4 protein-coding genes are annotated in these 14,976 nt (G+C 49.4%); all 4 read left to right on the top strand.

Annotated features, from left to right (window positions below):
* The first annotated feature begins 52 nt into the window (after positions 1-52).
* Positions 53-9,808 carry an Ig-like domain-containing protein gene (locus TW77_RS20285; RefSeq protein ID WP_240479525.1) on the top strand — a complete coding sequence of 3,252 codons (9,756 nt, stop codon included), beginning with the start codon at positions 53-55 and terminating at the stop codon, positions 9,806-9,808.
* Positions 9,809-10,065: 257 nt separating this feature from the next.
* Positions 10,066-11,736: an O-antigen ligase family protein gene (locus TW77_RS20290; RefSeq protein WP_046006797.1), complete on the top strand. Its 1,671-nt coding sequence runs from the start codon at positions 10,066-10,068 to the stop codon at positions 11,734-11,736.
* A 153-nt stretch (positions 11,737-11,889) separates the two neighbouring features.
* Positions 11,890-12,216 carry a hypothetical protein gene (locus TW77_RS20295; RefSeq protein WP_046006798.1) on the top strand — a complete coding sequence of 109 codons (327 nt, stop codon included), beginning with the start codon at positions 11,890-11,892 and terminating at the stop codon, positions 12,214-12,216.
* Positions 12,217-12,231: 15 nt separating this feature from the next.
* Positions 12,232-14,976 (top strand): collagen-like protein (locus TW77_RS25995; RefSeq protein WP_052713287.1); only part of this gene is annotated, 2,745 nt, incomplete at its 3' end.

Genomic DNA, 14,976 nt, shown 5'->3' on the forward strand with positions numbered 1-14,976 from the left:
GCTCAGTGGCAGTGAGCTGGACGTCAGTGGCCTGAACAATGGCACCTTGACGGTGTCGGCAACACAAGCGGATACGGCGGGCAACACGTCCACTGCAGCCACGCAGACCATTACCCTGGACAATGCCGCACCTTCTGCGGTGACCATCACGACACCGATTGAGACGGACGGCATTGTCAATGCGGCCGAAGACAACGATGTGCTGATCGCTGGTTCTGGTGCTGAGTCGGGCAACAGTGTCACCGTGACCATCACGGACAACAACAGCTCAGTAAGCCGTACGGTGACCGCCGATAACTCGGGTAACTGGACGCTGAGCGGCAGTGAGTTGGATGTCAGCGGCCTGAACAATGGCACCTTGACGGTGTCGGCAACACAAGCGGATACGGCAGGTAATACCTCTACCGCAGCGACGCAAACCATTACCCTGGACAATGCCGCACCTTCTGCCGTGACTATCACCACACCGATTGAAACCGACGGCATTGTTAACGCGGCCGAAGATGATGATGTGCTGATCTCAGGTTCCGGTGCGGATGCGGGCAATAGTGTCACAGTGACCATTACGGACAATAACAGCTCGGTAAGTCGTACGGTGACCGCCGATAACTCGGGTAACTGGACGCTGAGCGGCAGTGAGCTGGACGTCAGTGGCCTGAACAATGGCACGCTCACCGTATCCGCAACACAAGCGGATACGGCGGGTAACACCTCCACCGCAGCGACGCAAACTATTACCCTGGATAATGCGGCGCCGTCTGCGGTGACCATCACCACGCCGATAGAAACCGATGGACTGGTCAACGCAGCCGAAGACAACGATGTACTCATTGCCGGCTCCGGCGCTGAGTCGGGTAACAGCGTGACCGTGACCATCACCGACAACAACAGCTCGGTGAGCCGCACCGTGACCGCCGACAACTCCGGTAACTGGACGCTGAGCGGCAGTGAGCTGGATGTTAGTGGCCTGAACAATGGCACGCTCACCGTATCGGCAACGCAAGCGGATACGGCAGGCAATACCTCTAATGCAGCAACACAAAGCATTACGCTGGATAATGTTTCGCCATCAGGCCAGTCTGTCGCTGTCGACCAAACCGTGATTAACCGCGACAACGAGTCGGCACTCAGCTTTACCCTATCTGGCTTAGAAGGTTCTGGTTCATTTACATATCAGGTCAGTGACGGCACTAATACTGTTTCAAGCAACAGCGCGACAACAATCACAGCAAGCAGCCAACAGCTAACGGGCGTTGATGTGAGTGCGCTTAATGAGGGGACCTTAACACTGACTGTGACTGTATCCGATGAAGCGGGCAATGCTTCTGAAGGGGTCACTGCCACAGTGACTAAGCAGTACAATATTGCGCCAGTGTTGTCCGGGACACCTGCTACTTCGGTCAATGAAGATGAGGCCTACAGCTTTACACCGACTCTGACTGATTCGGACGATGGAGATACACACACCTTTAGCATTGTGAACAAGCCAGACTGGGCAGAGTTTAGCACCACGACGGGCGCCCTCACCGGGACGCCAACGGATAGTGATGTTGGTACCCATGCCAATATTCAAATTTCAGTCTCGGATGGCACTGATCAGGCAACGCTGACAGCCTTCAGCATTGAAGTGGTAAACAGCAATGATGCGCCGGTTGGACAGGACTTTACCTTCACGTTAGATGAAGAAGCGACGCTTACAGTGACAGCGGTCCTCGGTTTGTTAAGCACTGCTACGGACGATGACACGGATAGCGGAGACACCTTAACGGCGAGTGCTGTAAGCCAGCCACAGTACGGTCAATTGACGCTGAATGCAGATGGCAGCTTCAGCTATCAGCATGACGGTAGTGAAAACCACAGCGACAGCTTTACTTTCCAAGTCACAGACAGTAACAATGTAAGCTCTGCAACTCAAACGGTGACGCTGACAATTACGCCGGTGGCGGATGCGCCAACTGTGGTTGATGACTCAGCAACGACCAATGAAGACACAGCAGTTATTTTTGACCTGCTGACCAACGACAGCGACCCAGAAAATGACTTGGTTGAAGCCTCAGCCGCTATCGCGACCCAGCCTGGCAAAGGAACTGTGACCATAGTTAATGGCGTGGTAACTTATACGCCAAATGCCAATGAAACGGGCCAGGATACGTTCACCTATACGGTTAAAGATGCGGCACTTAATACATCCGCAGAAGCAACTGTGACCGTGACCATCACGCCTGTTAACGACCAGCCCACAGTGCAAAACTTCAATGTATCAATTGATGAAGACAACGCCAGTGAGGCCATTGCTGTGCGTGCCGGTGCCAGCGATATTGAGGACGGTACGCCCTCGGGTGATATTGCTCTTGCCACGCAACCTTCAAAAGGGAGCGTAGCAATAGATCAGCAAGCTGGTACTTTGGTGTATACGCCAAATGCAAACGAGACCGGCACAGACACCTTTACTTATACCATCAAAGACAGCGAAGGCAGTACCTCAGAATCTGGTACTGTCACTGTAAACATAGGTGCTGTGAACGACCGTCCTGTTGTTGCTGATGACAGTGTGACCACCAATGAAGATGTCAGCGTGACGCTAGACATACTGAGTAACGACTCGGATGTAGAAGATCAGGGCTTTAATGGCGCAAATGTTACGCTGGAAGATCAGGGTAATGGCGCGGGCAGTTATGCCAAAGCAGATGTCAGCATACTCGCAGACGGTACATTACAGATAGCACCTAAACAAGACGAGACTGGCACCTTTAGCTTCACTTACACATTGACTGACAGTGAAGGGCTCAGCTCAGATGCAGCAACGGTGACGGTGACTCTGACTCCTGTGAATGATGCACCAGTTGCTGTTGACAACGTTGCGCAGTTAATGGAAGAGGGCTCGTTTGAAGTCAATGTGTTAGGTAATGACACCGATGTGGATGAAAATGACAGCTTTGATGCGTCAAGCGTCACTGTAGTTCGTGCGCCAAGTAGTGGTCAAACACAGGTCACGACTGCGGGTGCGATTATTTACACCCCTAACACAAACTTCTCCGGAGAAGATACCTTTACCTATACGGTAGCGGATGCAGCCGGTGCGGTTTCGAACGAGGCGACAGTCACTATGACGGTCACCCCGGTGAATGATGCCCCTGTGCTTTCTGGTACGCCTGTAACCGAGGTTAACGAAGACAGCGCCTACAGCTTTACCCCAACCGCGACGGATGCGGACGCTGACACATTGACCTTTAGTGTGCAGAATCTACCATCGTGGGCCAGCTTCGATACAACCACAGGCTCAATAACGGGCACACCCACGAATGATGACGTTGCTACTTATCAGGGGATTGTGATTAGTGCGACGGATGGTACTGAAACTGTGAGCCTGACTGCCTTTGATATCACAGTGGTTAATACCAACGATGCGCCGACAATTTCTGGCTCACCAGCGACAAGTGTCAGTGAGGACGCAGCATATAGCTTTACGCCAACAGCCAGTGATGTAGATGTAGGCGACAGCCTGACCTTTAGTATCACGAATCAACCGGCTTGGGCAAACTTTGACGCACAAACGGGTACGCTCTCAGGCACGCCGACGAATGACAATGTGGGTACAACCTCTGACATTGTTATCAGTGTGAGTGATGGCACAGAGACGGTCTCACTGGCTGCATTCTCATTAACAGTAACCAATACCAATGATGCACCTGTTATCTCAGGAACGCCGGCGACCAGTGTGAATGAAGACACGGTTTATAGCTTTATACCGACGGCGTCGGATGTTGATAGTGGAGACACACTCACCTTTAGCGTGACAAATCTGCCATCGTGGGCCAGTTTCTCTACTTCAACCGGGGAGATAACCGGTACACCTGCTAATAGTGATGTGGGTACTTATCAGGGTATTGTTATCAGTGTCTCGGATGGGTCGCAAACCGTAAGCCTGGATGCATTTGCAATTACGGTTGTGAATGTGAATGACGCACCGGTCATTTCCGGGACGCCCGCAACATCGGTCAATGAGGACTCAGCGTATAGCTTTACACCTGTTGCAGCGGATGATGATGGAGACAACTTAACCTTTAGCGTTGTTAATCAGCCAACCTGGGCGAGCTTTAACACGCAAACTGGTACGCTGTCAGGCACACCAACCAACAGTGATGTAGGCACCGTAAACGACATAGTGATTTCGGTGAGTGATGGTACGGCAACTACGTCCTTGCCTGCGTTCTCACTCACGGTTGTTAATACCAATGATGCGCCTGAAATTAGTGGTACACCAGCGACCAGTGTCAATGAAGATGCCAGTTATAGCTTCACTCCAACAGTGTCTGATGTAGATGCAGGTGATGTACTGGTTTTCTCTATCAGTAATCAACCTAGCTGGGCAAGTTTTGATACGGCAACAGGTACACTATCGGGTACGCCGACCGACGCTAATGTGGGTACCGACACGCAAATCGTGATTACGGTGTCAGACGGCAGCGCACAGCAGTCATTAAGCGCCTTTGATATTGAGGTGGTCAATACCAATGATGCGCCAACCGCACAAGACTTTAGCTTTGGTCTTGATGAAGGACAGTTGCTGAGTATAACTACGACGCTGGGCTTACTCAGCACCGCGAGTGATGACGATTTAGATAGCGGCGATAGCTTGTCTGCCAGTGCGGTTTCTCAGCCTCAACATGGTGTTCTGAGCTTGAACGCTGATGGTAGCTTTAACTATCAGCATGATGGTTCGGAGAGCACCAGCGATAGCTTTACCTTCCAGGTAACCGATGCACAAAATGCGGCCTCCGCTACGCATACGGTATCGTTAACAATTAACCCGATTGAGGATGCGCCAACGGCGGTTGACGACAGTGCAACAACAAACGAAGATACAGCGGTACAAATTGCTCTGCTAGACAATGACAGCGACCCAGAAGGCAATATGAACGCGGCTTCGGCTGTGGTTGTGAGTGCGCCGAGCAAAGGGTCTGTGTCCATTGCTAATGGCATCGCAACTTACACGCCTGCAACCAATGAGAATGGTCAGGATACCTTTACTTATACGGTTGCAGATACCGCGCTCAACACCTCCGAGCAGGCAACGGTTGTGGTGACAATCACGCCTGTGAACGACGCACCAGTTGCTGCAAACTTAACGATCAGCACTGACGAAGACACTCCGTCTGCGGCACTGGCTGTACGTGCTGCAGCAACGGACATAGAAGATGGTATTCCAACCGGAGACCTGACACTGACCAGCGCACCGAGTCTGGGTTTGGTTACGCTGGACCAGGAAGCTGGTACTTTAGTCTATGCACCAAACACCAATGAGACTGGTGAAGATACCTTCACTTATACCATTACAGATAGTGAGGGGCTGGCCTCGGCCTCAGCCAGCATTACTGTCAATATTGGTGCTATCAACGACCGCCCTGTGGTGGGTGATGATGCGGTCACCACGGATGAAGATATCACGGTTGTTCTCGATATCCTTGCTAATGATTCAGATGTGGAAGATCAGGGCTTTAATGGTGCGAATGTCACACTGGAAGACCAAGGTAACGGCGCCGGTAGCTATGCAAAAGCAGATGTGACTATTCTGGCCGATGGCACCTTGGAGATTGCGCCCAAACAAGATGAAACGGGTACCTTTAGCTTCACTTATACACTAACCGATAGCGAAGGGCTTACTTCCTTACCTGCGACAGTCTCAGTCACTCTAACGCCTGTGAATGATGCGCCAGTAGCAGTCAATAATAGCGTTGAGTTGCAAGAAGAAGGGTCGTTTGAAGTAAACGTGCTGGGCAATGACTTTGATGTGGATGAAGGAGATAGCTTCGACTTGAGTAGTGTCACCGTTGTGAGTGCAGCTCAGAATGGCCAAACTACAGTGACCGCACAGGGCACCATTATCTATACGGCTAACACGAACTACTTCGGAAACGATAGCTTCACTTATACCGTGAAAGATCAGGCTGGCGCTGTATCGAACGAGGCTACGGTATCCTTGAGCGTCACCCCAATTAATGATGCACCGGTTGTTGAGGGGCAAGCATTGTCCCTGAATGAAGACGACACTTTGCTGATCACATTGAATGGCACCGACCCAGATGCCGATCCGCTGACATACAGCATAGTGTCTGGTGTGTCGTCTGGGTCGTTGCAGCAGCAGTCTGATACAACCTGGTTGTACACACCAAATGCAGACTTTAATGGCTCAGATAGCTTTAGCTTTATGGCAAATGATGGGGCGCTTGACTCAAATACAGCCACTGTGTCGTTAACGATTAATGCTGTAAATGATGCGCCAGTGATTTCTGGCACGCCAGATACCACAGTAGTCCACAACACTGAGTACAGCTTTACTCCGCAGGCTTCTGATGCTGATGGAGATGCGCTGACATTTGCGGTTGCTAACTTGCCTGTATGGGCTCAGTTTGATACTGCAACGGGCACGCTATCTGGCACGCCGGGTAGAGATGACGAGGGCGTGTATAGCAATATTGTGATCAGTGTAACTGATGGGGTTGAACAGGCTTCTTTGAGCCCATTCGAGATTGCAGTTCAGTTTGTGAACAACCAGCCAGTTGCGAACAATATGGATGTGGTGGTCAATGAAGATGGCACAACCAGCTTTGTGGCGGATGCGTCGGATGAGGATGGCGATAGTGTCACAGTCTCCATTGAGCGTCAGCCTGTGAGTGGTTTACTGGTGCTGCAAGGTAATACTTTCACCTATACGCCGTTTGGCAACTTCAATGGCCTGGATAGTTTCAGCTACATTGCCAACGATGGTAGCCTGGACTCTGCTGCAGGCGAAGTGAAGATCACCATTAACGCAGTTAACGATTTGCCTGTCGCAGTGAACGACAGCTTTGTTTTCGAACCGCAGGCCAACAATACCTACACGCTTGATGTGTTAGCCAATGACACTGATGCCGATGCTGGAGATGTACTGAGAATTGTGGGTGCCAGAGCTTCGGTTGGCAGTGTCTCGATTGCTAACGGTACACTATCTTATGTGGCTCAGGCAGATATCCAAGGCTTAATCGTCGTTGATTATTTAATAGAGGACAGTCAAAAGGCACGTAGTAAGGCTACAGCTCAGGTGCAGATCAACTCCGCACCGGTAACGACGCTTCCTGTTATCACAGTCCCAACTGACGTAACAGCCAATGCAACAGGGTTATTTACCAAGGTGCCATTGGGTACGGCAACGGCTGTAGATGGTAATGGGAATACTATTCCTGTGTCTCTTGTTGATGGTACAACTCTGTTCGCACCGGGTACGCACTTTGTGTACTGGGAAGCAACGGATAGCCAGGGAGCTCAGTCCATCGCAACGCAAAATGTGTTTGTTAATCCACTTGTGTCACTGGAGAAAAACAGTGAGGTTGCGGAAGAGCAAAGCCATACAGTGAGTGTCTTCCTAAATGGTCTGGCACCGAGTTATCCGGTGACAATCCCATATACCGTCTCAGGGACTGCCGATGCTGCAGATCATGATTTAGCTGACGGTCAGGTGGTGATTGAGTCTGGTACATCCGGTCAAATCAATTTCAACGTGTTCGGTGATGGCGTCCTTGAGGGTAATGAAAACATCGTTATCACGTTGGCAGATTCGCTAAACCGAGGGGCAAAATCGTCCACGACAGTGACCATTGTTGAAGAAAATGTCGCACCTAAAGTGTCTGTTAAAGTGACTCAGACGGGCGAAACCCGTTCGTTGCTTACTATCAACGATGAATTAGTTACTGTGACTGCAACTGCCAGAGATGCAAATCCGCAGGATAATGTAACATTAAGCTGGAATTCGGCTGATAATACCTTGGTCAATCAAAGTGCAGACGACAATACTTTTGTATTCAGCACCTCTGGGCTGGCAGAGGGAATTTACCAGTTGACCGTGACGGCAACGGACGATGCTCAGCCTAGTCTCTCTTCAAGAAGAGACATCTATCTTGAGGTGGTTGCCGAGCTGCAGGCGCTTACGCAAGTCGATACAGACGGAGACTTGATCCCTGACGACGAGGAAGGCTACGCCGATTCGGATGACGATGGTATACCTGACTTCCAGGATGCGATCACCGAATGTAACGTCATGCAGGAGCAAGCTGCGGAGTCTGCTCAATTCCTGGTTGAAGGTGAACCGGGTGTCTGCCTGCGTAAAGGCGCAACCGTGGCGCAAAATGAGACTGGTGGCGTTCAGTTGCTCGAAAATGAACTACCTGCTGATGAGAATGCAGTTAACATTGGCGGGCTATTTGACTTTATTGCAACAGGGCTGCCGCAGGCGGGCGATACATATACTATCGTAATACCTCAGCGCAGACCGATCCCTGCAAATGCACTCTACCGTAAACTCAAAAATAATGAGTGGGTCGACTTTGTTGTAGCCGATGGCAACGCCATATTGTCGGCGACAGGAGAGCCTGGTTACTGTCCACCTCCAGGCAGTAACGAGTGGACGCAAGGGCTGACCGAAGGTGATTGGTGTGTGCAATTACAAATTGTTGATGGTGGACCAAACGATGACGATGGCATCGCCAATCGCAGTGTCGTAGACCCAGGTGGTATTGCGGTTCAAAGAACCAATAATACTTTACCTGTGGCTGTAGCAGATGAAGTCACAATTGCAGCTGGCCAGCAAATCACCATAGATGTGCTGGAAAATGACACTGATGCAGATGGTAATGTTTTGACCATTACTGGCGCGACTGTTGACTTTGGCTCTGTACGGATCGTAGACAATAAGCTGGTTTATACGCCACCTGCTACATTCGTGGGCGTGGCGACCATCCAATATAGTATTTCTGATGGTCAGGGTGGTACATCTAACAGTCAGGCTATAGTCAACCTGACCGTTAACAAAGCACCCACTGCCATGCTGGATGTCGCTACAACGGATGATAAAACAAGCTTAGTTATTGATGTGTTAGCCAATGACACTGATGCAGATGGTGATGAGCTATTCCTTGTCAGTGCGGTGGCAACACATGGTAAGGCAACGGTGAATATTGATGGCACACTGACCTACGAACCTAAACTGGGTTTCTCTGGAGAAGATGTCATTATCTATCAGGTGAGAGACAGTAAAGGCGCTGTCAGTCAGGGCATAGTCAAGATAACCGTCTCTGCATATCAAACTGTGAGTGTGGAAAATACATCTTCGGGTGGTCTGGGAGGATTGTTAGTGATAATGATGTCGGCATTAATTCTACGTCGTCGTAATAGTAAATTGCCAGCCTATACACTGCTTACTACGAGCTGTTTATTGGCCAATCCAGTATTGGCGCAGCAATGGCGAGTCGAGGCTGCAGTGGGTCAGGCTGAGGCTGACTATCAGGCACCAACTTCTGTTGGCGGGCTGACAGTGGGTGCAGTAGATGACAATAGTGAGTCCTGGTCGGCTGGTGCCTTTTACGAGCTGATGCCGAAGTGGGAAGTTGGGCTACGTTATATAGACTTGGGCCAGGGGCGTCTTGAGTTAACCGGCCAGTCTCTTACGCCAGATACAACACATGAGCTGGTAGCGCGAGCAACACCGGTATTACCAGAGGGCTTCGCGCTGCAATCCGGGTTTGAAGTGCTGCGCTATGAGCGCTTCAGTGCGGCCTTGTTTCTTGGGGCGTTCGACTGGAAATATCAGATTGACAGTACACGCAATAGTAAACATTTACTGCAATATGAAAAAGAAGGAACCAGTGCTTATGGCGGTATAACGCTTGGGTATGATGTTTTGGAAAATACGTCTGTTAATGTGAGCTACAGCTACTACAACTTAAGTGAAAATGCTATCAATGAGATATCGGCCGGGATTAGCCTGAGATTCTAACCCGATTTTAAACTGATTGGGATTGGACTGTTTGTCCAATTCCTTTTCTTTGTGTAAAAGAAAGGATCTTTATTATTAAATAGTCTAAACGCCCTGTGACTTATTCCAACCATAAATTCTACATTCGGCACTTCATAACGATACATTTCAGTCAGCGACTATGTTAGAGTCCTTCCGATAAGTACCGGTATAATCTACAGTCAGCATAAATAATGAGTACTTTCTGTCCAGGCAGGTTGTAGAAATGGAGTGTAATTTTGCAAAGTAATGGAATAAACCTTAACGTCGCCTGGTTTGGCTTCTTAACTATTCTGGCCTCAGTCTTAATCTCTTCAGTGTCGTGGGATGTTTTCTATCATAAGTTCGATACTCCTAAGTGGATAGTATTTGACCTTTTTATTTGTACGACCCTTACCTATGCATTTATTCAAAGAGTTGATATTGAAATCGGCCGAGTTGGCTGGCTTTGCATTGGTCTATTACTCCTAATGCTTGTTTCATTAACATATGCAGTGAATCCTTATGAAGGAGGAGTGTTTATTCTTAGGTACTTAGGGAGCGTGCTGCTTGGTTACTTTCTGTTTAAACACATATGGCACAGGTATGGTGTCAAATTGCTCTTTGATATTGTTATTTATTCTTCAGTGGTTTTCTCGCTATTTTATATTGAATCGCGGATAAACGATTATGATTTGGTTCATATAACGGCATTTTCTACATTTGGATTCATAAATAACCTGGGGCAAGTGCTCAATATTTGGTTACCAGTGCTTGTTGCTGCGATCTTGTATCAGGGGAAATTAAATGCTCGCTCTGTTTGTGGTTTCTTGTCTTTTATCATCTGTATTTGTGCGTTGCTCGGGTCCGGTACTCGCGGCACGATACTGGGGTTACTGCTCGGCGAAGCTGTTCTTTGCTTGCTTGTTTTTGTCAAACTCAAGCGCAAAGCACTAACCTACCTCACAATAACAGTCAGTTTGATAGCTGGAGGCTTTGCTTACAGTCAGGTGGATAGCTATATGGGCGGAAGGTTGAATGCCAAACTGCAAAGTATAAAGGAGCTGAATACAGGGCGAGAGGAGTTGTTTGTCAATACGTTTGATATGCTCCTTAATAAACCTTTTGGGGTAGGGGCCAATAATTTTGAGTACATTCACCCCAAGTTTGCAAAGCTTGGTACTGATGAGGCGTCGCCTATGGTGGGCGAAAATCAGATCCTCAGGACGCCACATAACATAGCACTGAAGTTTTTCAGTGAAACAGGTTGGCTTGGTGGGCTTATTTTTTCTTCAATACTTGCCTTGCTACTGTTTAAGTCAATGGTGAATGCTTACACAGGAAATCAGACAGATAGATGGTTACTTGTTGCTGTGGTGTCTACTGTGTTCCACTCGATGTTTACTGCGCTCTTCCTGACTCCGGCAAGTCTGTTTTTCGCAATACTTTTGTTCTCTTTTGTGTTGTACAGAAATAAGGAGTTAATTGAAGAAAATACAACGGATATGAAAGTGCTCAGGTTTCGATACCTTGCTGTCTTGCTCGTTTTATATGCGGGTGTTTTTACATCAAATCATCTGGCTAGTTACTATGCCCACCATGGATACGTGTCTGCAAACCAGTTATACATGCAACGCAGTCTTACACTAAACCCTTACGATAGCAAAGCACTCTATGATTATTACATTCTTCAGAGGTACTTCTACAAAGACCATGAAGAGGCGCTAAGTGCGCTTGAGAAATTCTTACTGTTATATCCCTACCATACAAGTGGGCTCCTTGCGGCGGCTGAGATCATGATAATGCGCCAAAATTACACAGGGGCATTGGAGCGGTTAGATTTTCTGTTGACATTTTACCCAGAACTAGCTCGCGCTCATGAGTTAAGAGCCGATGCACAGAAAAAGTTGGAACAGCACCTCTTTCTTTGAATGACATTGTGTGGGTAGTTTCTTTCCCATTAAGCTTTTGTAAAATAATAAAAAAAAGTTGTTTGTATAGAAGTGACTTGGTAGACTTCTCTTGTAGTATGGACCTGCTATAGTTCCAATTTTAAAAATAATACTTAATTCAGGACGAAGAAAATGACTAAGGAAATTCCATCGCTATTGTTGGTGATTGTTATGGCTGCCTCGCTTTCTGCATGTGGTTCAGGGGACAGTAAAGATTCAGTACAAACTGGTGATCAGGGTACAAATGTTGATAAGCCCGTCACGTCAAAACCTAATCCAGAGCCGAAGCCTACTCCCGGCAAAGCAATTCACACAGTGTCTCAAACGGCACAAGCCCAGCCTGTAATACAAAGCGCTTCTTCTGGCCGTCACGATCTAAAAGCTTCAACAGTCATCGTGACTCAAAAAGCAAGCTCCAACAACTTCCAATTAGACAATGCTCAAACCGCTCTAGACTAACTTTTAAGGGAAATTATGTTTAAAGTTAATGCGTTAGCCGCAATGATTGCTGCTGCCAGTGCTATTTCTATGCCTGCAATTTCAGCACAACTAAATCACCAAGGTACATTGACCAATTCAAATACACAAGAGGTCGTCAATGATACTTTAACCATCACATTTACACTGTATGCCAATGAACAAAGTTTGTGGCAGGAAGTCAGAGAAGTCCAGGTTGTAGACGGTCAATATAGTGTCCGCCTCGGGGAAAACAACGACATTGATGCCGCTATTTTTCAAAATACGGAATTAGAGCTTGGCATTAAAGTCGGAGACGATATTGAAATGTCTCCCCGATTACGTATCGACGCAGTCCCTAGTGCATATTACGCTGATGTGTCTGGCTCGGTGAAAGGGGCGGTTGATGCGACTCAAGTTTCCGTTGCCGGGATCCCTGTGATCAATGAAAACGGTGAATGGGTTGGTTCTACTACCGGCTTGAAAGGAGAGCCAGGCGCTGATGGCCGTGATGGTGTTGACGGTAAAGATGGTATTGACGGCAAAGACGGAGCTGATGGTCAAGATGGCGCACCTGGTGCCAATGGTCTCGATGGCGCTAAGGGTGAAAAAGGCGATCAAGGCGAGAAGGGCGACCAGGGTGAAAAAGGCGACCAGGGTGATAAAGGCGACCAGGGTGATAAAGGCGACCAGGGTGAAAAAGGCGACAAAGGTCTTCAGGTTCAAGGTGCCTGGGCAGAGCTTGCTGCCTACGTCGTTGACGATTTAGTTAGCTTCAATGGTAGCGCTTACATTGCTATTGCAGATGTCGCTGCCGTAGAAGAGGGTGGCGACGCAAATCCATCGCCAGATGTTGCTGCGCAGTGGTTGCAACTGGTTGCAAAAGGCGAGCAAGGTGAGGCCGGAGCAGACGGTAAAGATGGCGCTGATGGTCGTGACGGAGCCGATGGGGAAAAAGGCGAACAGGGTGAGCCAGGCCTGCGAGGTGAAAAAGGTGAGCAGGGTGAGCCTGGTCTGCAAGGCGAAAAAGGTGACCAAGGCGAACCGGGCAAGCAAGGTGAGAAGGGTGACCAAGGTGAACCTGGCCCGCAAGGTGAAAAAGGTGACCAAGGTGAACCTGGCCAGCAAGGCGAAAAAGGCGAGCAGGGTGAGAAAGGTCAGAAAGGGCTACAAATTCGTGGTGCCTGGTCAGAGGAATTGGCTTATTCCATCGATGATGTCGTCGTACTAAATGGAAGTGCCTACATTGCTATCGCAAATATTGCGTCAACACAAGAGAGCGGAGGCATCAACTTATCACCCGAAGTTGCAACAGAAAGCTGGCTACGGCTCGTCGCGAAAGGTGAGCAAGGTGAAAAAGGCGACCGAGGCGAGCAAGGTGAAAAAGGCGACCGAGGCGAGAAAGGGGAACAGGGTGCCAAAGGTGAGCAAGGTGAAAAAGGCGACCGAGGCGAGAAAGGCGATCCTGGCGAGAAAGGTGAACAGGGTGCCAAAGGTGAGCAAGGTGAAAAAGGCGACCGAGGCGAGAAAGGCGATGCTGGCGAGAAAGGTGAACAAGGTGCCAAAGGCGAGCAAGGTGAAAAAGGCGACCGAGGCGAGAAAGGCGATGCTGGCGAGAAAGGTGAACAGGGTGCCAAAGGCGAGCAAGGTGAAAAAGGCGATCGCGGCGAGAAAGGAGACCCGGGTGAGCGAGGCGAGCAAGGTGCCAAAGGTGAGCAAGGTGAAAAAGGCGATCGCGGCGAGAAAGGTGACCCGGGTGAGCGAGGCGAGCAAGGTGAAAAAGGTGACCGAGGCGAGCAAGGTGAAAAAGGTGACAAAGGTGACCGTGGCCTGACCATTAAAGGCAGTTGGTCCGCAGAGTCTGCCTACAAAGCCGACGATGTGGTTGTTCATGAAGGACAAGCATATATTGCAAGGGTGGATATCATTGCTACTGAGGAATCAGGCTCGGTGAATGACGCGCCGTCTGCTTCCAACGACTGGTTGTCACTGTTTGCTGGTGTAGGATCAGGTTTGCCTGGTAAAGATGGTCTTGACGGTAAAGATGGTATTGATGGTAAAGATGGTTTACCAGGTCAGGATGGTGTGGACGGTCAAAAAGGCGAACGCGGCGAAAAAGGTGACCAAGGCGACAAAGGAGAAAAAGGCGATAAAGGTGACCAAGGCGAACAAGGTGAACGCGGCGAAAAAGGTGACCAAGGCGATAAGGGCGAAAAAGGCGACAAAGGTGACCGCGGCGAGCAAGGTGAGCGCGGTGAAAAGGGTGACTCAGGCGCCAAAGGCGAAAAAGGCGACAAAGGTGACCAAGGCGAACAAGGTGAACGCGGTGAAAAGGGTGACCCTGGTGCTAAAGGTGACCAAGGTGATAAAGGAGACCGCGGAGAACAAGGTGAGCGCGGTGAAAAGGGTGACCCAGGTGCCAAAGGCGAAAAAGGCGATAAAGGAGAAAAGGGTGACAAAGGTGACCGGGGCCTGACAGTCAAAGGCGAGTGGTCAGCTGAATCAGCCTACAGCATGGATGACGTGGTCGTGCATGAAGGACAGGCTTATATCGCACGTGTAGACATACTGACGACCGAGGAATCAGGAACGGCTAACCTTGCTCCAGCATTGTCCCCTGACTGGCTATCGCTGTTTGCTGGCGTGGGATCTGGTATGCCTGGTAAAGATGGTCTGGACGGCAAGGATGGTGCGCCCGGTAAAGATGGTGTTGACGGTGCCCCGGGTAAAGATGGCGCACCAGGCAAAGACGGTGTTGACGGT

It is taken from the genome of Pseudoalteromonas rubra (genome assembly GCF_000967655.1).
GTDB lineage: Bacteria > Pseudomonadota > Gammaproteobacteria > Enterobacterales > Alteromonadaceae > Pseudoalteromonas > Pseudoalteromonas rubra_A.